We start from the raw sequence: 22097 nt of genomic DNA, 5'->3' as shown, positions 1-22097 counted from the left end.
CTAACATATTGCGCTTTTATGCAGATTATATTTTTTATCTGTATAAAAGCGCAATAATATGATTTTAACGAGCTACTATTTCTTCACCAGTTTGCTTGTTTGAAGTAATTGACCATTTTCACTTATTCTTAATACGTAAATACCCGCATTTAAACTCGTCATATCTAAACGATTTCCTTGCAACAAATTGCTGATATTAACTTCTTTTCCCATCGTGGTAAATAACTGAATAGTAACTCCATCTGTATTTGCACCAGCAATTTCTACGTAATCTGTAGTTGGGTTTGGATAAACTGCAAAAACGTTTTGATTGTCAACAAGTGGATTCTTAACCGATCTGATACCTGAGTATTCAAACCTTCCGTCTTTATCCACTTGCTTTAAGCGGTAGTAAGTAGTAACTGCCGTTGCTGATTTATCCTGAAAAGCATAGCTTAATGCGCTTGAGCTGTTACCATCATTCTTTGAAGCTACAAAACCAATTTTGCTAAAACCTGTACCGTCTGTGCTGCTCTCCACATCAAAACCTAAACTGTTGTTTTCACTAGCCGTTGACCAAGTTAAACTGTTTTGGTTGTTTGTAAACGATGCTGCAAAAGAGGTTAGGGTTACTGGGAGCGCTGATGCTGTCGTATATGCAGCCAAACCGTTGTTGCTAGCTAAATGAAAAAATGTATAAGTATTATCTAAATTCTTTTTATAAGCTACATCTGCGTAAGCATTTGCATTAGCTGTATATGCAGCAGGAGCTAAGACCCCGCTCCCAACCAGTGTCACGGCAGTGTTGGGAGTTGGAAAATCAGTTATTTCATATAACTTAAAATCTAGCCCCAATACTGCGTCATTAGCTCCTGAAACTGCTAGAAATTTTCTACTACCTTCTTGAATATACTCTGCGTTAGCGTACTTTTGATCAATTAATCCTGTTACAATTGAACTAGTGGTCCCTACCACTCCTGCTGCGTTACTGGAAATACGCTTTGCCTCTACATTCAAGGTATTTATCCACAAATCTGACGTTAAGGAATTTGAAACCGCGGAAATACTTGAACGAGCATCAGCTGGGTTAGTTAAAGTAATTGTATGATCTAGAACGAAGTTAGTTCCGTCTGCTGTTTTACAAACGTATATAAGTTGATTAGCCGCACCACTTATGTAAATGATTGTATTTACGCCAGTTCCACTTACCGCAAAAGAGTCTCCTGTTCGTCCGATAACCGATATTGCAGATGTAACTGGGCTTGCGTCAGCTTCCGAACCCCATCGGTAAATATATACAGTGCCAGCGGTTGTGGTAGCGGTAGGTCCTGTTGGAACAGTCATGTTGCATGCGTAAATTACACCAGCAGTGGTTACTCTAATTTTATTATATTTATAACTGGCTGCCCAAGCACCACCAGACAACGTTGTTAATGTTGCCGGACTACTAATTGTTCCGTCGGATGGCTTTAGAATACTAATCTTATTATTTTTTTCTGGCAAATAAAGCTTTTCAGTAACACTATTATAGGCTATAGTAGTTTGTAAACTTGCTGTACCGACAAGAGATCCTGTCACTAATGCCTTAACCTCCCAATTTTTAGTTAGTGGACCTTGTGCGTAAGCATACCCTCCAACGATAACAGCGACAAATGCTAGTAATAATTTTCTCATAATGTAAATTTTTAAATAATTAATAATTGGTTTATAAAATGTGCCTTACCGCACAATGATTTTGGTGTGTTCTTGAAAATTTTCTCCTTTAACGGCTACTATATATTGACCTGGGTTTAACCTGTTCTGAAAATCAACGACATACGTGTTTTCAACATTCCGCTTAAAAGTTTCACGTAAGCGAACCTTCCCTTGCATATCAATAATCTGAATCCAAACTTTATTGGCAGCATAATCTTTCAGTTCAACGGTAATATGCTGCGTACTTGGGTTTGGATAAACTATAATTTTAGCTATTGACCTACTCTCCAAATCATCAATAGCGGTGGTTAAAGTAGAAATAGTATTGCTGGATAGGCTTTCATTATGGAAGCGATCTAAAGCGGTTACTTTATATTGAAAGTTGTAACCATTCGCCAACTGCATATCCACATACTTTGGTTGGTTCACAACGGCAATAATTTCTACATTGCTTAGCGTATCAATTTTTGCATTCGCAGATTTGTAGACCACATAAGCTTTTACTTTATCAAATTCGCTGATGGCAGCTGGCGGGGCAGTCCATGTTAAAACCAGCGAATCTTGTCCGTATTTATTTCCAATTAAAGCTGTTGGAGATGCTGGCGCAACATTGTCTTTCCAAGGCATGATTGGTATTAGGGAAAGCTTATTGTAAACATTTAGTTTTAAAGAATCTCTAAATGCTTTGTTGTTGTTTGCCAGTAAACTTTTTGTATTATAAATAACTTGACCTTTAAGGTTACTGTACTGCGATTGCCTATTTAATCTTACCTGATTTGGAATTTCTGCCGCCACCAACCATTGGCTACCTTGCGTGGCGTCATTTACTTTGTATCCGGCCTGACCGATATATATATGCCGACCATAAGCATTATTATTCCACCAAGGTGTAATTTTACTGTAATCGGCATTTGCTTGCCCTCTGTACCAATAAATCTGTGGTGCCAAATAATCCACCCAGCCTTCTGCAATCCATTTCTTTGAGTCGGCATAAAGGGAATTATAATGCTCTAATCCGGATGTTGGAGTTCCAATATCCGGGTTAGTACTATTCCTATAAATCCCCGAGGGAGAAACGCCAAATTTCACCCAGGGTTTTAACAAATTGATGGCGCTATAAGTATTTTTTATTAAAATATTGACATTATCTCTTCTCCAATCGTCCCTGTTGGTAAATCCTCGTGAAAAATTTGCAAAAGTTTGATCATCACTGAAAGCACTGTTTGGGTAAAAATAATCGTCAAAATGAACACCATCCACGTCGTAGCGATTAACAATATCTTTGATAACCTCCAAAATATAGGTACGCACCGCCGGTAATCCAGGGTCTAAGGTTCTTAAATTACCAGAAGTAATTAGCCAATCTGGGTGTTGCTTTGCTACATGATTTGCAGAAAAAGAACTGAGGTTTGCAACAGAACTTATTGCCCTGTAAGGGTTCAACCAAGCATGAAACTCCATATTTCTTTTGTGGCATTCGGCAATCATAAACGTTAAAGGATCCCAATATGGAGAGGGAGCCACTCCTTGCTTACCAGTTAAATCTGCCGACCAAGGTTCTAATTCGCTTGGATAAAAAGCATCGCATTGACTACGGATTTGTACAAACACCGCATTTATACCGGTAGCTTGGTGGTGATTTAAAATATCTATAAATGCGTTTTTTTGCTGTTGAGGCGTTTGTGTTTTTATGGGCCAATCAATATTAGAAAATGTAGCTATCCAGGCGCCACGCAGTTCTCTCTTAGGGCTATCTTGTGCCTTTAGATTAAAATTAAGCGTAAAAATCAATGCGCACAGGATTACACTTGACTTCATAAATAATTGGTTTATAGTGTAAGTATAAGAATAATAAATCTAAAATAGCAATAATATGCAAGTTTAAATTTAAAAAACGTAAAAACCAGCATCGCGATGCCTGAAATTATCAAAAGAAAAATTAAGTTAAAACAACAAAACCCCAAGATTATATCTTGAGGTTTTGTTGTTCCTGCTTTAGAAAAGCTAGAAGTACTTTCTTATTTGGCTAACCTAATTCTTTACAACTTTAGTTGTTTGTAATAACTGGCCATTTTTAGAAACTTTCAAAATATAGATTCCAGCTTTTAAGCCTGCCATAGATAGTTTATTACCCTCTACCAAACCTTTAGTGTTTAATTTTGCGCCATTTGCAGTAAATAAACCAAAAGTTACGCCATCCATATTCAAACCATTAACTTCAATAACGTCGGTAGTTGGATTTGGAGATATGGTTATACCTTTAATTAGAATTTGGTTATTGATAAATTTAACATCGGAATAAGCGAACTTTCCATCTAAATCTAATTGCTTTAAGCGGTAGTACGTTATACCAGTTGAAGCTAATTTATCGTTAAAAGTATAACTTAATTTGCTACTGCTATTTGATGATTTTGAAGCCACAAACCCGATTTTATTAAAAGATATTCCGTCTGTACTGCTTTCAATCTCGAAACCGGCATTATTGCTTTCTGAAGCGGTTGACCAATTGAGCTGACTTTGATTATTTACTAAAGAAGCGTTAAACGATGAAAGAGAAACAGGCAAAGTACCGTCTGCATTAAACGTGATAGTGTGTGACGCAAAACCGTTTCTGGGTATTAATTGAAAAAACTGTAGATCTATACTTCCATCAACATTCACTGTCTTTTTGAAATCAACATCCGCAGCAGCCACAACATTACTATTGATTGGAGTGTTTGTTAACTTTGTTCCAGCAATAAACGACACTACGGAAGGAGCATTAGTAATATCATAGATATGTAAAGCCAACTCTTCTCCAGTAGGAGCAACAGTATTTGGCGGAGCCTTATACTCATAATAAGCCCCTGTTACAGCTAAGAATTTTTTGGTACCTATTTGAAAATGCTTTACCGCTAAAAACTTTTTACTGATGGAATTGGCAGCTGGAACGCCTGTAGTAGCATCCAATCCGCCATCAGCTAGCTCTGCAATACTAGCGCCATTGCTTACATCATACTTTCGGATTTGATAATTAGTAGTCCCATAAAAACCACTCACCCAGATATTTGATTTTGTATCCGGAGATTCAGGTGAAATACCACCGGCCGCATAACCTTGTTTGGTTCCGTCTAATTCTATAGTTTTATTTATTTCAAACTTATGCGTGGTTGGGTTTTTCACGAGTACTTTGACATTTAGAGCCTTAAGTCCACCTACATACAACACCACATTAGCTCCAGATCCGCTCACTGCAAATGTATCGCCAGATCTTTCACCGCCCGTTATCGCCCATTCGCTAGTGGGAATATCATCACTAATTTTTACCGGCTCAGCTGTTTCATCAGTCCAATAATAAATATCACATTTTCCAGCGGTATTTACGGAGGTTGCAAATATCTCACCAGTAGCGGTTACAGCAATTTTTGTAAAAAAAAGCCCTGTAGCACCACCTTTATCTAGGGTCGAAGGTAAAGGGCTGACTTGCACAGCACCAGTTGCTGGGTTTATAATATTAACACCGACGCCTCTCTCAGCCACATATAGCTTTTTGGTTATAGGATTATATGCAAGTCCGTTAACAGTGCCGACAGTCGCACTAAGCCAAGGATAAGCAGCATTACCTGCGCTTATTTCCCAATTATTGGTAAAACTTTGAGCGCTTGCACCTAGGCCAACAAAGGCTAATAATAAAATAAGTAAAAATTTTTGTTTCATAATTTTAATTTAAATGGTTAATTAATAATTGGTTGTTTACATATTATGTGCTTAAAGCACCCTAATTCTCTTTTCAATAAAACGTACTCTGCCATAGTGATTAGGTCTCTGCTCTTCTAAAAACAGCGGTTTAAGAGCGAGCCTCTTTCCTAAATTTTCATCGTACAGGCACCGAATAGCTTTTCTACCTCAATAAAATCTTAATCAATTCTTATGTATAACTGGTCGGAGGAAGTCCTCCTTTTATAACAAAACAATTAACTCTGCCACAAGGGTGAGTAGGAATGAATATTTTTTAATTATGATGTTTGAGAGTCCAAAAAGCAATCTGATTTGTGCCGATTTTAGGATTTGCAAGGCCATACCGAAAGGAAACATGTTTAAAATATTAGCGCTTTACTACAATAAATCATTAATTTTAGCCATGAGCATTTTAAAGTGGAAAACAGTTTCATCAGCGTATTTAGTACAAAAACCTTGGGCAACTTTACGTGTGGACGAATGTGAACTGCCGGATGGTAGAATTGCTTCTGAATATTATGTATTAGAATATCCGAACTGGGTAAATGTTGTTGCAATTACAGAAGACGAACAGGTAATTATGGTTAGGCAATACCGCCATAGCGGGGATATCATTTCTATAGAAATACCAGGGGGCGTAATTGATGGTGATGAAAAGCCCGTTGATGCCGCAAAACGAGAGCTATTGGAGGAAACAGGCTATCTGTTTGAAGATTTTGAATTGGTGAGCACCATTTACCCCAACCCTGCCACATCAAACAATGTTACATATTGCTATTTGGCAAAAGGCGGAAAAAAAGTTCAGGAACAGGATTTAGATGAACATGAGGATATTGACATAGAATTATACACCATTCCGCAAGTAAAAGAAATGTTGTTAAAGAACGAAATTCCACAAGCATTACATGTTACGGGTTTGATGTATGGATTTTTGAAACTGGGAGAGTTAAGCTAATTACACTTCCTGATCTTCGCCGTTTCTTTCTTGGTTATACTCAAATTCGGGAATAGAAATTTTGCGTTAACGACTGGAACGGTGTTCTTTTTTTGTCTTTCGACTCCCTTCTTCGACTCCGCTCGGAGTGATAATTCTCCAGACAAAAAAGATACAGTGTAAGGCGTGTTAAAACGCCCAAAATTGCAAACGACAGTAAGTTTTACACCCGATTTTTGAACAAGAGCCACTCAAAAAACAAACAGGGAAGCTTATTTATATAGGAAAGTAATTTTAAAATGCCCTCGATCTTTTATACGTATCAATATTGTGGTTACCCAATTAATTAAAACACAGATCCCCATAAACATAAAAATCAAGGTAAAATTACCCCAGTCTCTTAAATTGAGCGAAAGGTAAATAAATACCAGGTTTGTGAATGCCAATAAATAGGTTGTTTGAGTATGGCTAAAGCCTAAACGTAATATCCGGTGATGAATATGATTTCTGTCGGCCTTAAAGGGAGAGTTTCCTTTTAAAACACGTATTGAAAATACTCTAAAAGTATCAAATAAGGGGATAATTAACACCGAAACGGCAATTGCTGGCGCAGAGAAAAATGAGGGTCGAGGGCCAAAGTCTGTGAATTTATTCAATTCGATAAATTTGACTGCTAGCACTACGGAAATTAAGCCAATCAAAAGACTCCCGGTATCTCCCATAAAAATTCGGGCAGGCGTATAATTGTAATATAAAAAGCCAACTATTGCCCCAACCATGCTAAATGCCAAAGAAGCCATTTCTATTTGGCCCATGTGTATAAATAAAACTGCAAAAGTAAGGTTAACTACTAAGCCGATAGTGCCTGCTAAGCCATTTATACCATCAATTAAATTGAATGCATTAACAATAAACATGATGATTAACACAGAGACAGGGATACTTAGATACACCGGAATTTCTGCTACGTTGAAGATTCCGTATAGACTGGTTAGGCGGACGTCTCCAAGAAAAACCAATATAGATGCAACTAAAAACTGCATTACAAATTTTGTCCCCGGTCCGGAACCTGCCAAGTCATCTTTTAAACCTACAGCAAAAAGGATAATACAGGATGTTAAGAGGATATTTGTGGGAAGCACAGCATCATATTTTGCAAATAACAAGGATACGATGGTAAAGCTGCAAAAAATTGCAACACCTCCTAAACGCGGAATACCGTGGTCATGGTCCTTACGCATGCTCTCTGCATCATCATACAAATGGCGTTCTCGAGCTACGAACATGATAGACGGGATAGCGATAAAGGAAATTACACTCGAAATTACTATTACTACTAAATAATAAATCCATTCAATTTCGAGAAATGAGAAGTCAATAGCCACGTTCAAAGTTAAATATTTATCTCAAAAACTGACCAATTTTAGATAGTGGTTTTAAAACAGAAACCCATAGCGGATTGGGTACGCCATTTAGTTTTAGCGCTAAACGGTCTTCCCTGTTTGCATTTATCCGGTTTTTTAACGATTTATTGCTTAAACCACCAACTCGCATTTTTACCAAAACTTGTGGAATGTATGCAACCTTAATCTGGTTTTTAAACAAAAAACGGAGTATCAAATCATAATCTGCTGCAGATTTATATGCTAGGTTATAAGCTCCAAATTTATTAAAACAATCTTTTCTTATAAAAAGTGCCGGGTGTGGTGGCATCCAACCTTTTTTAAAATTATTAAGGTGGTACTCGCCAGATTTCCAATGTCTGATTACTTTATTAGGATCCTGCCTATTCACGTATTGTAGATCTCCGTAAACGGCATCTAAATTTGGGTTTTCAGCAAATTTTTTGTTTACCAGTGCTAACACCTCATTATGTGCCAAAAAATCATCGGAATGCAAAATGCCAATAATATCTCCGTTTGCAAGTCCAATTCCCTTGTTCAGTGCATCGTAAATACCTTTGTCGGGCTCGGAAATTAAGGTCGCTATGGCTGAGTTATTTTGCTTGAGGATTTCCAGCGTTCTATCGGAGCTTTTACCGTCTATAACCACCAGTTCTTTATCACAGAGAATTTGATCTTGATAGGATTTTATCGCGTCAGCAATAAAATCTTCGGAATTAAACGTGGCTGTTACAATAGAGATTTGCATTACCGCCAATTTTAATTAAAAAACTTGAAGATATTAGCACCAATGCTAAATTAAAGGTATTTATAGGTTAAGAGATACTTAATAACTTTATCTAATTGCAAAATGCGTTCCACATTATTCTTAGATGGTTTCATATGGTAATCAAGAAAGTTATTGCCATTATGGACTACGTTATCCTTTAACGTTTTTATCTGTGCAGATAAAATTCCTTCTTTAGTTTTCTTCTCATTACTTGAGATTTCCATTTCATACTCTGCAATCAATTTCCCTTTTTTTTCAAAAATCTGGTATGTATAATTTTCGGTTTTTGAAGTGTTGCGATGAACTTTTAGCTTTCTTACTATTCCTAACACCTTTGTATCAAAGATAATCTGCTGGTTCTCAATCTTCACATCGCTAATGGAATCTGTTAAATCAGTTACGCGGGCTTCCGCTCGGAAGATGAAGGCATAAAAAAAGAATAAAATTAGTGTAGTGTAAAATTTCATAGTCTTAGTTTATCCTTTTACGTTTTAACGATTCAATTAGATACAGCAAAGTACAAATAATTTGTTTCTTTACACGAAAAAAAACAAGAAATGATCTTTGTTTTTTCTAGATTACCACGTTAATTATTCTTCCTTTTACAACAATTACCTTTTTAGGCGTTTTACCGTCTAGATATTTCAACACTTGTTCATTCGCTAACACTTCCTTTTCAACATCAACTGGTTCTAAAGTCAAGGAAAGCGTTAGGTTCATCTTTGTTTTCCCGTTGATTGATACGGGATAAGCAAATTCGTTTTCTACAAGGTGCTCCGGATTAAAAACCGGGAATTGGGCGTAAGAAAGTGTTCCTTCTTCGTTGCCTAATTGTTTCCAAAGCTCTTCTGCGATATGGGGTGCATAAGATGAAAGAAGAATGACCATTTCTTGTAAGATTGCTCTTTTGTTGCATTTTAAATCCGTTAACTCGTTAACCGCAATCATAAAGCTGGAAACCGATGTATTGAAAGAAAAACGCTCGATATCTTCTTCTACTTTTTTAATAATTTTATGCAAAGCTTTTAATTCTGCTTTTGTTGGTGCTTCATCAGAAACTACGAAGTTGAAGCTATCATCATGGAAAAGTTTCCAGAATTTTCTCAAGAATTTGAAAACACCTTCAATCCCGTTGGTATTCCATGGTTTACTTTGCTCCAAAGGACCTAAGAACATCTCGTACATCCGCAATGTATCTGCACCGTAACGTTCTACTAAATCATCGGGATTTACCACGTTGAATTTGGATTTAGACATTTTTTCTACTTCGTGACCACAAACGTATTTGGCCTCACCCCGGCCCTCTCCGAAGGAGAGGGGGTTTGAACCGTCTTCAAAAATGAAGATTGCGTCTTTAAACTCTGGCCTTGAAGCTTTAAATTTTTCGATGTTTAAAATGTCATTTTCAACTATATTTACGTCAACATGAATTTTAGTAATAAGATTTTCATTGTCCAACAATATTTCAATCCCGTTAGCTTTTAGTTCCAAACTCAAAAGATTATCGTTGATGTTGTTCTGGGTCATCATCCTATAATCAGCGTCATTCGTTATTTTGTCAACTAAATCATATGAAATGAAAACTAGAGGTAATTCTTGAGTTAGATAGTTAATCTTATCGAGATCCTCATCAGGATTTTCAAGATTTTCTTTCAGATTATTTACAGAATAATTCAATCTATAAACAAAGTTACTCCGCCCCTGAATCATCCCCTGGTTAATCAACTTCTTGAATGGTTCTTCTTCGTTCACATAACCTAAATCCTTCAAAAATTTGTTCCAGAAACGGCTGTACAAAAGATGTCCGGTGGCATGTTCATTACCTCCGATGTACAAATCCACATCTTTCCAGTAAGCTATTTTGTCTTTATCTGCAAAAGCAGCATCGTTTTTTGCATCCATATAACGGTACCAATACCAGCTACTGCCCGCCCAACCTGGCATGGTGCTTAATTCATATTCGTATTCGTCTTGGTATTTCCAGTCTTTTGCTCTACCCAAAGGTGGTTCTCCGCTTTCGGTAGGTAAATATTTATCTACTTCTGGCAACAGCAAAGGAAGTTCTTCTTCTTTAATAAGATAAGGTAAACCGTTTTTAAAATAAACCGGAACTGGCTCGCCCCAATATCTTTGGCGGCCAAAAATCGCATCACGCATGCGGAAATTCACCTTTGCGTAACCCATTCCAACTTCTTCTAATGCGGTAACAATTTTTTGAGTAGCTTCTTTGTAGCTCAAACCGTTGATAATTCCAGAGTTGATATATCGACCTTCTTTGGTTGCATCAGCTTCTTTATCGCAAACCTGCGCATCCAAAATCTGGATAATCGGTAAGTCGAAATGCTGTGCGAAAAGATAATCACGTTGATCGCCAGACGGAACCGCCATTACCGCACCTGTTCCGTAACCGGCCAAAACGTAATCAGCAATCCAAACCGGCACTTTTTCGCCACTTAACGGATTTATCGCATAACTTCCTGTAAAAGCACCCGAAACCGTTTTCACATCAGACATACGGTCTAATTCCGATTTCTTTTTAGTCGCTAAAATGTAGTTTTCTATATCCGCTTTTTGCGCTGGCGTAGTCAATGAGGCAACTAGCTCATGCTCTGGAGCAATTGCTAAAAATGAAACGCCATATAATGTATCGACACGAGTTGTGAAGACCTCAATAAAAGAAGCCTCATCCCCCGCCTTCTCCGAAGGAGAAGGAGCCACTTGCGTTGTGGATGTGCTTACTGGCTCTGCTTTTTCTGGGTAAGAAGGACTTGCCTGGAGTTTTTCTTTTATTGTTGTTATTACCTTATTTGTGTTGTTTATTGCTTCTTCGTTAGTGAAGCGGATGACCTGGAATCCGGCTTTGTTTAGGAATTCGGTTCTTTGGTTATCGTATTCAATAGTTTCTACAGTATTGTGATATCCTCCGTCGATTTCTATTACTAGTTTTTTCGGTAAACAAACAAAATCAGCGATATACCCTTCAATAACATGTTGTCTCCTAATTTTAAATCCAGTTTGACTGTCTCGTAATTCATTCCATAGAACAATCTCAGCATCTGTCTGTTGCTTCCTGTTCTCTTTAGAATTTCCTTTTAAAATATCCCAAGCGAAAGAATTCGCAGTCTCATATCCTCTCCGCCCAGCTACGTCATTCAAATTCTCCAAGTTCTCCTGCGCTCCCTTCTCCTTCGGAGAAGGGTTGGGGATGAGGCTAAATTTCACCATCGCCCCAACACTTTTCCCAATCCAGTTGCGTTGCATTTCTTTTAACGGTTCTGGCCAATCGATATGGTTTAAACCTTGTAATAATCTTTCAGCGTAAGCTGTAATTCGCATACTCCATTGCATCATTTTCTTTTGCTCAACGGGATGACCGCCACGCTCGCTAAAGCCGTCTTTTACCTCATCGTTTGCTAAAACAGTTCCTAAAGCTGCGCACCAGTTTACAGTGCTTTCTTTTAAAAATGTCAAGCGGTATTTCAACAATTCAGCTTGCTTTTCTTCGGCGGTCATGGTGCTCCAATCGCTTGGGAGCAACGGTAAAACATCGTCATCACAAACTGCATTGATTTCTTTGGCCGGGATGGTTTCTAATTTTGCAATCAGCGTTGAAATATGCTCGGCTTTGTCGGTTTCTTTGTTGTACCAAGAGTTGAACAGCTGCATAAAAATCCACTGCGTCCACTTGTAATATTCGGGCGAACTGGTACGCACTTCCTTGCTCCAATCGAAAGAAAAACCTAAATTGTCTAATTGTTCTCTGTATCTATTGATATTGGTTTCAGTAGTTTTTGCTGGGTGCTGACCAGTTTGAATGGCGTATTGCTCTGCAGGCAAACCAAAAGAATCGTAACCCATTGGATGCAAAACATTGAAACCTTTTAGTCTTTTATATCGAGCAAAAATATCAGAAGCGATATAGCCTAGCGGGTGTCCAACATGTAATCCCGCTCCACTTGGGTAAGGAAACATATCCAACACATAATATTTCGGCTTGCTTTCGTCTACCTCTGCTTTAAACGTTTCGTTTGTTGCCCAAAACTTCTGCCAGTCCTTCTCTATCTGCTTAAATTGATAATCCATTGCTACGATTTATGATATATCAGCGAAAATAAAAATTTAAACCCGACCAGCCAGCTTTTATTTGGAAAAGAGTGGATGTTTTGAGAATTTACTGCACATTTTATCTCTTGTTTTTTCGTTAAATCAAATTACGTTATATTTATACCGAATTTCAGAAGATTTAAGCTTATCTAATTTATCTAAAATGACTTACGAAATAGAGATTCCAGAAAAGAAAATCAAAGATGTACTTGCTGTTTTGAAAGCGCTAGATGTAAAAGTCAAGAAGAGTAAAAATCCTAACGTAGAAACACTAAAAGCGATGGAGGAATTGAAAGCGGGGAAAGGAATTGAGTTCGAGAGTGTTGCTGCGTTGTTTGATAGTATAAAATAATGTATCGCATTACTGCATCCAATAAGTTTCTTAAAGATTTGACTTTACTGAAGAAACGGTCTAATAGAGATTTCGTTGTTCTCAAGGATTTTATTGAGATTTTGGCTAATGAAGGGCATAAAGGATTAAATCAAAACACAAACCGCATAAACTATCGGGTAAATTTATCGGATATTGGGAATGCCATGTGAAACCAGACTTACTTTTAATATGGGAGCAAACTGAGACTTTAAAATTGATCGAACTGATAAGAACGGGTACGCATTCCGATTTGTTTTAACCAGAGAGATAACCAAAAATTTAAATCAAATTCAAAGATATGGTTCTTGGTACATCTGAAATAATTCTACTTCTAATTTGGTTTGTAATACCGCTGATAATCATTATCGTAATTATCAGATTTTTTAGGAAAAGCCAGAAACTAAAAAAAGAACAAATCGAACTCCTAAAAAAAATACTCGAAAAACTAAAATAGACTATTTCGAAAGCATCACATTCTGCAAAGATGCTTCTTCAAACAAAGTTTTTAAATGTGGTGTAAAAAGACTTTGCCGCAGAGCATCAGCATGCCTAAGATGGTGCATATCTGAACCGATGAAATCAATCATCATATTGTCCACTAATTGTTCTGCTATTTTTTGGGTTTGTTTGCCGTAATATCCAGCCAAAGAAATCGTATTAAGTTGGAAGTAACAGCCGAATTCCCTAATCTTATAATAATTTTCTATCGAACCTAAATAAGGATATCGCTCTGGGTGCGCTAAAATCGGCTTTAAGCCTTTATCATTAAGTTTTTGGATGATATCTTTGATGTTGTTTGGATAATTGATGTAGGAAAGCTCAAACAAAATATAATCGCCACCCATCGTCATCAGATTTCCCTTATTGATTTTATTCTCAAAGGTTTCATCCAAGTAATATTCCGCTGCAGCTTCAACGGGCATATCGATATTTTGCTTTACTAGTTCTTCCCGCAGTTCATCCAAAGCTCTGTTGATGGTGTCTGGCGTATTGCGGTAATAATCTGCCATGATATGTGGCGTAGCAATCAGTTTTTTAAAGCCGAGTTGCTGAAAACGTTTCACCATCATCACCGATTCCTTTACCGTTGGTGCGCCATCATCAATACCGGGAAGGACATGCGAGTGCATATCAATCCCGATAGTGCTAAAATCAAATTCTGGTATTTTTTTGTTCTTTTTAAAAAGACCGAACATTTATCTGTTTTGGTATTGATCTTCGTAATAACTCTGATAATTACCAGATGTAACGTTATTCAACCATTTTTCGTTTGCTAAATACCAATCCACCGTTTTTTCTAAACCTTCTTCAAACTGTAAACTTGGCTCCCAACCTAAATCGTTTTTAAGTTTTGTAGCATCAATTGCGTAACGCAAATCGTGGCCAGCTCTATCGGTAACGTAAGTAATTAGTTTTTCTGATGTGCCTTCTGCTTTACCTAACTTTCTATCCATCACTTTACACAAAGTCCTAATCAAATCAATATTCGTCCATTCGTTATGACCACCGATATTATAAGTTTCGCCAGATTTCGCTTTGTGGAAAATTACATCAATCGCCCTCGCATGATCTTCAACCCAAAGCCAGTCCCTTATATTTTCGCCTTTTCCGTAAATCGGGATGGCTTTGTTTTGTTGGATATTATGGATTGAAAGTGGAATCAATTTCTCCGGAAAATGGTGTGAACCATAATTGTTAGAACAGTTAGAGATCACACAATCCATTCCATAAGTATCAAAATAGGCTCTTACAAAATGATCTGAACTTGCTTTTGAGGCTGAATATGGAGAATGCGGGTCGTAAGAGGTTTCTTCGGTAAACATTTCTGTTCCTTCGCCTAAAGCACCATAAACCTCATCAGTAGAAACATGATAGAAACGTTTTCTATCGTAGTCGCCTTTCCAAGTTGTTCTGGCAGAATTCAACAAATTTACCGTACCCACAACGTTAGTCATCACAAATTCTGTAGGATTTGTGATTGAACGATCAACATGAGATTCGGCCGCTAAATGTATAACTGCATCAAAGTTCTCTTTATCAAATAAATCCTGAATAAAAGCAGCATCAACAATATCTCCCTTTACAAATTTGTAATTCGCAGATTGCTCAACATCTCTTAAGTTTTCAAGATTCCCAGCATACGTCAGCTTATCCAAGTTAACAATCTGATAATTTGGATAGGTGTTCACAAAACGCCTAACAACGTGTGAACCGATAAATCCGGCTCCGCCGGTGATGAGTATTTTTTTCATTTGATAAGTGATAGGGTATGAAGTAGTGAGTATCAAGTAAGAAGTATTGAGTAGTAAGTATCAAGACATATCGCATGACGACTGTGTAGGGTCTTTATACTTGATACTAATATCTTGTGTCTTAATTATACTTGATACTAAAATCTTGCTACTTTAAACTAAAAAGGATTCTTACTAATATATTTTTCCCATTCCCATGCAGATTTCATCATGTCGTCCACATTTAATTCGGCTTTCCAGCCCAGCTCTTCTGCTGATTTAGTCACATCGCCATAAATTTTTTCGATATCTCCTTCTCTGCGTGGACCAACTTTGTAATTCAGTTTTTCGCCAGTTGAATTTTCAAAGGCTTTAATTACACCTAAAACAGTTGTTCCATTTCCAGTACCGATATTAAAAACTTCGTAATTATCAGCAGATTTCCCTTCTTCCATACGTTTGATAGCAGCAACGTGAGCTTTCGCTAAATCAACCACATGGATGTAATCTCTAATGCAACTTCCGTCTTCAGTATCATAATCATCGCCAAAAACAGTGATTTTTTCTCTTTTGCCGATGGCAGTCTGTGTTACAAAAGGAATTAAGTTTTGTGGAACGCCGATAGGTAATTCACCAATCAGCGCAGTTTTATGTGCGCCAACTGGGTTGAAATATCTTAGCGCAACGATGTTATAATTCTTGCTTACGGCTGCAGTTTCGGCTAAAATTTCTTCGGCAATTTGCTTGGTATTTCCGTACGGAGATTCTGCTTTTTTAACTGGCGCCGCTTCTGTAACAGGCAAAGCATCAGGCTGACCGTAAACTGTACAGCTCGAAGAAAATACGAAATTGATGTTTTTTCCTTTGTAGGGAGTTAATAAGTTGATGAGTGAGAAAAAGTTGTTTTTATAATATTCTAAAGGTTTTTGTACCGATTCGCCAACTGCTTTAAAAGCTGCGAAGTGGATAATGCCAGTAATGTCTGGGTTTGCTTTAATGAAATCTGCTGTTTTAGCTTCATCACACAAATCAAACTCATGAAACTCTGGCTTGTAACCAATTATTTTCTCAATTTGATCTAATATTTTTATCGAGGAGTTTGAAAGATTATCAACAATCACCGGCGTATAACCTGCATTGTAAAGCTCCACAACAGTGTGCGAGCCAATAAATCCTGTTCCTCCGGTTACTAAAATCTTATTTCCCATTTTCTATCTATTATAATTCGTAAAATCTTTATGATCTACTTTATCCAACTGTTCTTTGGTTAAAGTTTTAAAATACGCATAAGTGATTTTCAAGCCTTCGGCTCTGTTCACTTTGGGCTCCCAATTTAAAATTGCTCTGGCTTTAGTAATATCCGGACGGCGTTGTTTTGGATCGTCTTGTGGCAATTCTTTGTAAATCACTTTTTGATTAGTGCCAGTTAGTTTAATGATTTCCTCTGCAAACTGACCAATGGTGATTTCATCTGGGTTACCGATATTCATTGGTTGTGCGTAATCAGACAATAACAATCTGTAAATACCTTCTACCAAATCGTCTACATAACAGAATGAACGGGTTTGTGTTCCATCGCCGAAAACTGTTAAATCTTCGCCGCGTAAAGCCTGACCAATAAATGCAGGTAAAACACGTCCATCATTTAAACGCATGCGTGGTCCGTAAGTGTTAAATATTCTCACAATACGGGTCTCAACACCGTGAAAAGTGTGGTACGCCATTGTGATGGCTTCTTGGAAACGTTTTGCTTCGTCATAAACACCACGTGGACCAACTGGGTTTACATTTCCCCAATATTCTTCTGGTTGCGGATTTACAGCTGGATCACCGTAAACTTCTGATGTTGATGCGATAATCAGCCTAGCTTTTTTAACTCGGGCCAGACCCAATAAATTATGAATACCCAAGGAACCAACTTTTAAAGTTTGGATTGGGATTTTTAGGTAATCGATAGGACTTGCCGGCGATGCGAAATGCAAAATATAATCTAACTCGCCCGGAACGTGAACAAACTTTGAAACATCGTGATTGTAAAACTCAAAATCCTCCAGTTTAAAAAGATGCTCGATATTGGCCAAATCGCCAGTAATCAAGTTATCCATGCCAATTACATGGTAACCTTCTTTTATAAAACGATCACAAAGATGCGATCCTAAAAATCCGGCTGCACCGGTAATCAATACTCTTTTCTTCATCTTCCGGATTTTTTTATGCTTTAACTTCTGCTCTTCCTATGCTGTTGTAATAAAATCCTAAATCAATCATTTTATTTAAATCGTAAAGGTTTCTCCCGTCAAAAATCACTTTTGCTTTTAGCTTTTCTTCAATCTGCTTGAAATCAGGATTTCTGAAAGCTTGCCATTCTGTAGCGATAATCAGTGCGTCAGCACCTTCCAAAGCTTCATAAGCATTATCGGCGAAAGCTAAAATATCACCTTTCATTCTTCTTACATTTTCCATACCCTCTGGATCATAAGCTACAATCTCTGCTCCGGCTTTAGTTAATTCATCGATAATATATAACGCAGGCGCTTCTCTAATATCGTCAGTTTCTGGTTTAAAAGCCAAGCCCCAAAGTGCAAACTTTTTACCTTTTACATCGCCACCATAGTATTTCATCATTTTTTCAACGATTTTTAGTTTTTGCGTTTGGTTAACTTCCATTACCGCATCTAAAATTTTGAAATCGTAATTATATTCTTTAGAGGATAAAGCTAATGCCTGAACATCTTTCGGGAAACAGCTTCCGCCGTAACCGATGCCTGGAAATAAAAATCTTTTTCCGATGCGGTCATCGGCGCCCACACCTTTACGTACCATATCCACATCCGCACCAACCAGTTCGCAAAGGTTGGCAACCTCGTTCATAAACGTGATTTTTGTTGCTAAAAATGAATTGGCCGCATATTTTGTGAGTTCAGAAGAACGTTCGTCCATAAAAATAACTGGATTTCCAGAACGTACATAAGGTGCGTAAAGTTCTTCCATTAGTTTTTTCGCCTGGTCGCTTCTTGTACCCACAACCACACGGTCTGGCTTCATAAAATCGTCAACGGCAACACCTTCACGTAAAAACTCTGGATTTGAAACCACATCTACTTCTACCAAAGTGTTTTCGTTGAAAACGGCTTTCACTTTATCTGCTGTACCAACCGGAACGGTAGATTTTGTGACAATTACTTTATAATCTTTCACCAACAAAGCAATGTCTTTTGCTGCGCCTAAAACGTAGCTTAAGTCTGCTTTACCATCACCACCTGGAGGCGTTGGTAATGCCAAGAAAATAATTTGTGCGTCTTTGATAGCTTCGGCAAGATTGGTGGTAAATTTCAACCTTCCCTGTTCAATATTTCGGTGAAAAAGGATATCCAAACCGGGCTCGTAAATAGGTAGTTCCCCGTTTTTCATCTTGTTTACTTTTTCTTCAACGATATCTACACAGATGATGTCATTTCCTGTTTCGGCCAAACAAGTGCCGGTTACTAAGCCCACATATCCCGTCCCAATTACTGCTATCTTCATATTAAATTGAGTATTTTTATCAAATTTTTAAATTGGACGAAGTTAATCATTCGAGAGATAAATGCCTATTTTTTATAACATTGCGATTAAAGTTTATTATTTCCTGGTTCTTTTATTTTCTTTTTTCAATAAAAAAGCAAGGCTATGGATAGATGGAAGGAAAAATTGGGAAAGAAAATTCAGTCCAAACGTTACAAAAAAGAAGATTTGGTTGCATTTCGCTTCTTTAGGCGAATTTGAACAGGGGAAACCTCTTTTGCAGGCAATCAGAAGAGATTATCCTGAGAAAGAGATTGTGATTACTTTCTTTTCTCCGTCTGGTTACGAAATTCGAAAAAACTCATCTTTGGGCGATTATATCTTGTATCTGCCGTTAGATACCGCAAGAAACGCTGAAAAATTTATTGATTTATTTAAGCCAGAGCTGGCGATTTTTAATAAATATGAATACTGGTATCACTTTTATAAAAAACTTCACCAAAAGCAAATTCCTGTTTATGTGACTTCTGCTATTTTTAGACCCAATCAAATATTTTTTAAATGGTATGGTGGCTTCAACCGTAACATTTTAAGTTTTGTAACCCACTTTTTTGTGCAGAACACAGAATCAGCAGAATTATTAATTAGAATTGGGTTGAATAATTATACCAACTGTGGCGATACAAGGTTTGATAGCGTTTTAGACTTAGCTAAGAACAAGAAAGATTTCCCTTTGATTGAAGCGTTTAAAGGGAACACAAAACTGATTATTGCCGGAAGCACCTGGCCGGCAGATGAAGCACTAATTGCTGGATACATTAAAAATTTGGATAAAAACTGGAAAATGATTTTTGCACCCCACGAAATTGGCGAGGATAAAATTGCAGGTTTGGAGAAGTTGATTGGGAATCAATCTGTACGCTATTCATTGCTAGTAAACGGCACTAAGCAATTGAATTCTTCTATTAAATGTATCATCATAGATAACATTGGGATGCTTTCTTCTTTGTATAGTTATGGAGAAATAGCTTACATAGGTGGTGGTTTTGGTGTAGGAATTCACAATACTTTGGAAGCCGCTGCTTGGGGATTACCTGTTGTATTTGGAAGCAAGTACCAAAAATTTCAGGAAGCTAAAGACTTAATTGCTGTTGGTGGCGGATTTACCATTACAGATCAGGAAGATCTTGATTCGGTTTTTGATAAATTAATTGAACAAGCTGGATTTAGAATGGAAGCTGGAGAAAAAGCAAAAAGTTATGTGACGCACAATACTGGCGCCACTGCTGTAATTATGGGAAGAATATTTTAAAACGTACCTAATATTCTTAGAGCAACGTCGCTCAGTTCTTTTTCGGATAATTTTAATTTAGGATTACTAAAATCCATATCAGTAATATTATCTATCGGGATTAAATGGACGTGTACATGAGGAACCTCCAATCCAACAACTGCAACACCAACTCTTGTACAAGGAATCGCCTTTTTAATTGCTGTCGCTACTACTTTCGCGAAAATCATTAAACCTGTGTAGGTTTCATCATCTAAATCAAAAATATAATCAACTTCCTTTTTCGGAATTACCAGCACATGACCCATCTTTAGCGGACTGATGTCTAAAAAGGCTAAATACTCTTCCGTTTCTGCAACTTTATGTGCAGGAATTTCTCCGTTTACTATTTTTGTGAATATGCTTGCCATTTTTTTAGTTTGTTAGGATTTAGTTTGTTAGTTGATTATACTGGTTTAATGGACTAGTTAAATTAGTCATGATGTTTGGCAGGAAATTGCTTCCTTATCTACATTACAGTTTCCACAACAAAGTCCTAATGACTAAATGAACTCCCGCTATTATCGACTAATCTCCAAAACTTCAAATTCCATTTTACCGGCTGGTACATCAATAGCAATAACTTCGCCAACAGATTTACCCAACAATCCTTTTGCAATTGGTGACTTTACAGAGATCTTTCCAGTTTTCATATCAGCTTCATTTTCTGATACCAGTTGGTAAGTCATGGTAGCGCCGTTTTTAACGTTTTTTATCTTTACAATAGATAGCGCCAAAACTTTCGAAGTATCTAATTTAGATTCGTCTATCAATCTGGCCGAAGCTAAAATATTACTCAACTGCGCAACTTTAGTTTCGTGGTGCCCTTGAGCTTCCTTTGCCGCATCGTACTCTGCGTTTTCAGATAAATCACCTTTATCTCTCGCTTCTGCAATAGCTGCCGATATTTTTCTTCTTCCCTCGGTTTTCAAATAATGTAATTCTTCCTTCAGTTTCTCTAAACCTTCTTTGGTAAAATAAGCTACATCTGCCATCTTCTTCTGTATTATTAATCGGTTATTGTAAAAAAAGCCCGGCGTTGGCCAAGCTCTAAAAAACAAACAAGACTACATCTGCTTTTCGCATACATAGTCTTGTTTCCTTTTTTACGAAGATATAACTTTTGGTTTTATATTTCCAAATTTTTAAGCTTAGTCGCTAAAACCTCAGATATTTTTCGGTACGAATCAAATGTCCAGCCACCAACATGAGGTGTTAAAAGCACTTTCTGGTTTGCAATAAGTTCTTTATAAAAATCGGCATCATCCAAACCTGGGAATTTTTCTTTTTCGAGCACATCTAAACCTGCACCTAAAATTTTCCCAGTATCAATTGCTTTTAAAACTGCTTTTGTATTCACAATTTCTCCACGGGCAGCGTTTAAAAAGAAAATCGGTCTTCTAAAATGCAATAGATACTCATCGTCTACCAATTGCTTGGTCTCTTTGGTTAACGGGATGTGTAAGCTTAAAACATCGCTGTATTTTACAATTTCTTCCATACTCGCTTCGGTAGCATATTGGTCAGAAAACCCCGTCTTGTATTTATCGTAAGCAATTACCTTTACACCAAAGCCGGTTAAGCGCTTTGCAAATGCTTGCCCCATGTGCCCATAGCCAATAATCCCGACGGTTTTTCCCATTAATTCGTAACCACGATTACCTTCTCTGTCCCAAATACCGTTGCGTATTTCAATATCCGCTTTACGGAAATTGTTCATCATCGAAAGCAACATACCTAAAGTGTGCTCCCCAACAGCATCAGCGTTCCCTTCTGGTGCGTTAATTAACTGAATGTTTTTCTCATCGGCCACAGCCACATCAATGTTATCCATTCCCGCACCTGCTCTGGCGACAAATTTTAGGTTCGGACCGGCTGCTATAACTTCTGCATCTACACGGAATTTAGTTCTTATCGCTATACCCGCGTAATCCTTTAATATCGCTAAAACTTCTTCTTTTTTGATTAGCGGGCGGTCGTCCACCTCAAAACCCATTGCTTCTGCTGCTAGTTTAAAAGCTGGGTGTAAATCATCAACTATTAATATTTTTTTCATTT

At 37.4% G+C, this 22097-nt stretch carries 19 protein-coding genes; 4 read left to right on the top strand and 15 right to left on the bottom strand.

From position 1 onward, the window contains the following. Positions 1 to 75: 75 nt before the first annotated feature. The 3 genes from B176_RS0100750 to B176_RS20030 form a co-directional block, all read right to left on the bottom strand. Positions 76 to 1653: a T9SS type A sorting domain-containing protein gene (locus B176_RS0100750; RefSeq protein ID WP_017256863.1), complete on the bottom strand. Its 1578-nt coding sequence runs from the start codon at positions 1651 to 1653 to the stop codon at positions 76 to 78. 45 nt (positions 1654 to 1698) lie between these two features. Next, on the bottom strand, positions 1699 to 3492 hold the full coding sequence (locus tag B176_RS18735; RefSeq protein WP_017256862.1) for a family 10 glycosylhydrolase: 1794 nt from the start codon (positions 3490 to 3492) through the stop codon (positions 1699 to 1701). A 213-nt stretch (positions 3493 to 3705) separates the two neighbouring features. Further along, positions 3706 to 5370: a T9SS type A sorting domain-containing protein gene (locus B176_RS20030; RefSeq protein WP_017256861.1), complete on the bottom strand. Its 1665-nt coding sequence runs from the start codon at positions 5368 to 5370 to the stop codon at positions 3706 to 3708. A 301-nt stretch (positions 5371 to 5671) separates the two neighbouring features. On the opposite strand from B176_RS20030, the gene B176_RS0100735 reads away from it, so the two are divergent. After that, positions 5672 to 6346 carry an NUDIX hydrolase gene (locus B176_RS0100735; protein WP_017256860.1) on the top strand — a complete coding sequence of 225 codons (675 nt, stop codon included), beginning with the start codon at positions 5672 to 5674 and terminating at the stop codon, positions 6344 to 6346. A gap of 251 nt (positions 6347 to 6597) precedes the next feature. On the opposite strand, the gene B176_RS0100725 is transcribed toward B176_RS0100735, so the two are convergent. The 4 genes from B176_RS0100725 to B176_RS0100710 form a co-directional block, all read right to left on the bottom strand. After that, positions 6598 to 7710 (bottom strand): MraY family glycosyltransferase, encoded by a 1113-nt coding sequence (locus B176_RS0100725; protein ID WP_237739782.1) that lies wholly within the window; start codon positions 7708 to 7710, stop codon positions 6598 to 6600. A gap of 16 nt (positions 7711 to 7726) precedes the next feature. Further along, positions 7727 to 8476 (bottom strand): glycosyltransferase family 2 protein, encoded by a 750-nt coding sequence (locus B176_RS0100720; RefSeq protein WP_017256857.1) that lies wholly within the window; start codon positions 8474 to 8476, stop codon positions 7727 to 7729. Positions 8477 to 8526: 50 nt separating this feature from the next. Beyond that, positions 8527 to 8964, bottom strand: coding sequence for a hypothetical protein (locus tag B176_RS0100715; RefSeq protein ID WP_017256856.1), 438 nt, complete (start codon positions 8962 to 8964; stop codon positions 8527 to 8529). A 106-nt stretch (positions 8965 to 9070) separates the two neighbouring features. Further along, positions 9071 to 12580, bottom strand: a complete 3510-nt coding sequence (locus B176_RS0100710; RefSeq protein ID WP_017256855.1) for a leucine--tRNA ligase — start codon at positions 12578 to 12580, stop codon at positions 9071 to 9073. Between the two features lie 184 nt (positions 12581 to 12764). Here B176_RS0100710 and B176_RS0100705 point away from each other — a divergent pair, with 184 nt between their 5' ends. Next, the gene (locus tag B176_RS0100705) at positions 12765 to 12953 is read left to right on the top strand and encodes a hypothetical protein (protein ID WP_017256854.1); all 189 of its coding nucleotides are present in this window, start codon (positions 12765 to 12767) and stop codon (positions 12951 to 12953) included. 124 nt (positions 12954 to 13077) lie between these two features. Further along, a complete protein-coding gene (locus tag B176_RS21555) occupies positions 13078 to 13233 on the top strand; it encodes a type II toxin-antitoxin system YafQ family toxin (RefSeq protein ID WP_083852664.1) in 156 nt (51 codons plus the stop codon). A 196-nt stretch (positions 13234 to 13429) separates the two neighbouring features. Here the strand turns inward: B176_RS21555 and B176_RS0100690 are convergent, their stop codons facing one another. The 5 genes from B176_RS0100690 to B176_RS0100670 all read right to left on the bottom strand — a co-directional run bounded on the left by B176_RS0100690 (position 13430) and on the right by B176_RS0100670 (position 18730). After that, the gene (locus B176_RS0100690) at positions 13430 to 14170 is read right to left on the bottom strand and encodes a tyrosine-protein phosphatase (RefSeq protein ID WP_017256851.1); all 741 of its coding nucleotides are present in this window, start codon (positions 14168 to 14170) and stop codon (positions 13430 to 13432) included. After that, a complete protein-coding gene (rfbB, locus tag B176_RS0100685) occupies positions 14171 to 15226 on the bottom strand; it encodes a dTDP-glucose 4,6-dehydratase (protein ID WP_017256850.1) in 1056 nt (351 codons plus the stop codon). Between the two features lie 158 nt (positions 15227 to 15384). After that, positions 15385 to 16413, bottom strand: coding sequence for a UDP-glucose 4-epimerase GalE (galE, locus tag B176_RS0100680; RefSeq protein WP_017256849.1), 1029 nt, complete (start codon positions 16411 to 16413; stop codon positions 15385 to 15387). A 3-nt stretch (positions 16414 to 16416) separates the two neighbouring features. After that, positions 16417 to 17403, bottom strand: coding sequence for a UDP-glucuronic acid decarboxylase family protein (locus tag B176_RS0100675; protein WP_017256848.1), 987 nt, complete (start codon positions 17401 to 17403; stop codon positions 16417 to 16419). A gap of 13 nt (positions 17404 to 17416) precedes the next feature. After that, a complete protein-coding gene (locus B176_RS0100670; RefSeq protein ID WP_017256847.1) occupies positions 17417 to 18730 on the bottom strand; it encodes a UDP-glucose dehydrogenase family protein in 1314 nt (437 codons plus the stop codon). Between the two features lie 61 nt (positions 18731 to 18791). Between B176_RS0100670 and B176_RS0100665 the strand changes: the two genes are divergently transcribed. Continuing rightward, positions 18792 to 20021, top strand: coding sequence for a 3-deoxy-D-manno-octulosonic acid transferase (locus B176_RS0100665; RefSeq protein WP_017256846.1), 1230 nt, complete (start codon positions 18792 to 18794; stop codon positions 20019 to 20021). On the opposite strand, the gene B176_RS0100660 is transcribed toward B176_RS0100665, so the two are convergent. The 3 genes from B176_RS0100660 to B176_RS0100650 form a co-directional block, all read right to left on the bottom strand. Then, positions 20018 to 20410, bottom strand: a complete 393-nt coding sequence (locus tag B176_RS0100660; RefSeq protein WP_017256845.1) for an HIT family protein — start codon at positions 20408 to 20410, stop codon at positions 20018 to 20020. The genes B176_RS0100665 and B176_RS0100660 overlap by 4 nt on opposite strands. A gap of 150 nt (positions 20411 to 20560) precedes the next feature. After that, the gene (gene greA / locus B176_RS0100655) at positions 20561 to 21034 is read right to left on the bottom strand and encodes a transcription elongation factor GreA (protein ID WP_017256844.1); all 474 of its coding nucleotides are present in this window, start codon (positions 21032 to 21034) and stop codon (positions 20561 to 20563) included. Between the two features lie 134 nt (positions 21035 to 21168). Next, complete coding sequence (locus B176_RS0100650; protein ID WP_017256843.1) at positions 21169 to 22095, bottom strand: NAD(P)-dependent oxidoreductase; 927 nt, start codon at positions 22093 to 22095, stop codon at positions 21169 to 21171. Positions 22096 to 22097: the final 2 nt, after the last annotated feature.

Origin of the sequence: Pedobacter arcticus A12, assembly GCF_000302595.1 — a bacterium.
Lineage (GTDB): Bacteria > Bacteroidota > Bacteroidia > Sphingobacteriales > Sphingobacteriaceae > Pseudopedobacter > Pseudopedobacter arcticus.
Note: the sequence above shows the minus strand (reverse complement) of the source record. Positions and strands in the feature narration are given on the sequence as shown.

What these genes read in the sequence shown, in the direction of transcription:
- B176_RS0100750 (WP_017256863.1), bottom strand. Translation starts at nt 1,653, where the DNA reads ATGAGAAAATTATTACTAGCATTTGTCGCTGTTATCGTTGGAGGGTAT.
- B176_RS18735 (WP_017256862.1), bottom strand. Translation starts at nt 3,492, where the DNA reads ATGAAGTCAAGTGTAATCCTGTGCGCATTGATTTTTACGCTTAATTTT.
- B176_RS20030 (WP_017256861.1), bottom strand. Translation starts at nt 5,370, where the DNA reads ATGAAACAAAAATTTTTACTTATTTTATTATTAGCCTTTGTTGGCCTA.
- B176_RS0100735 (WP_017256860.1), top strand. Translation starts at nt 5,672, where the DNA reads ATGATGTTTGAGAGTCCAAAAAGCAATCTGATTTGTGCCGATTTTAGG.
- B176_RS0100720 (WP_017256857.1), bottom strand. Translation starts at nt 8,476, where the DNA reads ATGCAAATCTCTATTGTAACAGCCACGTTTAATTCCGAAGATTTTATT.
- B176_RS0100715 (WP_017256856.1), bottom strand. Translation starts at nt 8,964, where the DNA reads ATGAAATTTTACACTACACTAATTTTATTCTTTTTTTATGCCTTCATC.
- B176_RS0100710 (WP_017256855.1), bottom strand. Translation starts at nt 12,580, where the DNA reads ATGGATTATCAATTTAAGCAGATAGAGAAGGACTGGCAGAAGTTTTGG.
- B176_RS0100705 (WP_017256854.1), top strand. Translation starts at nt 12,765, where the DNA reads ATGACTTACGAAATAGAGATTCCAGAAAAGAAAATCAAAGATGTACTT.
- B176_RS0100690 (WP_017256851.1), bottom strand. Translation starts at nt 14,170, where the DNA reads ATGTTCGGTCTTTTTAAAAAGAACAAAAAAATACCAGAATTTGATTTT.
- rfbB (WP_017256850.1), bottom strand. Translation starts at nt 15,226, where the DNA reads ATGAAAAAAATACTCATCACCGGCGGAGCCGGATTTATCGGTTCACAC.
- galE (WP_017256849.1), bottom strand. Translation starts at nt 16,413, where the DNA reads ATGGGAAATAAGATTTTAGTAACCGGAGGAACAGGATTTATTGGCTCG.
- B176_RS0100675 (WP_017256848.1), bottom strand. Translation starts at nt 17,403, where the DNA reads ATGAAGAAAAGAGTATTGATTACCGGTGCAGCCGGATTTTTAGGATCG.
- B176_RS0100670 (WP_017256847.1), bottom strand. Translation starts at nt 18,730, where the DNA reads ATGAAGATAGCAGTAATTGGGACGGGATATGTGGGCTTAGTAACCGGC.
- B176_RS0100665 (WP_017256846.1), top strand. Translation starts at nt 18,792, where the DNA reads ATGCCTATTTTTTATAACATTGCGATTAAAGTTTATTATTTCCTGGTT.
- B176_RS0100660 (WP_017256845.1), bottom strand. Translation starts at nt 20,410, where the DNA reads ATGGCAAGCATATTCACAAAAATAGTAAACGGAGAAATTCCTGCACAT.
- greA (WP_017256844.1), bottom strand. Translation starts at nt 21,034, where the DNA reads ATGGCAGATGTAGCTTATTTTACCAAAGAAGGTTTAGAGAAACTGAAG.
- B176_RS0100650 (WP_017256843.1), bottom strand. Translation starts at nt 22,095, where the DNA reads ATGAAAAAAATATTAATAGTTGATGATTTACACCCAGCTTTTAAACTA.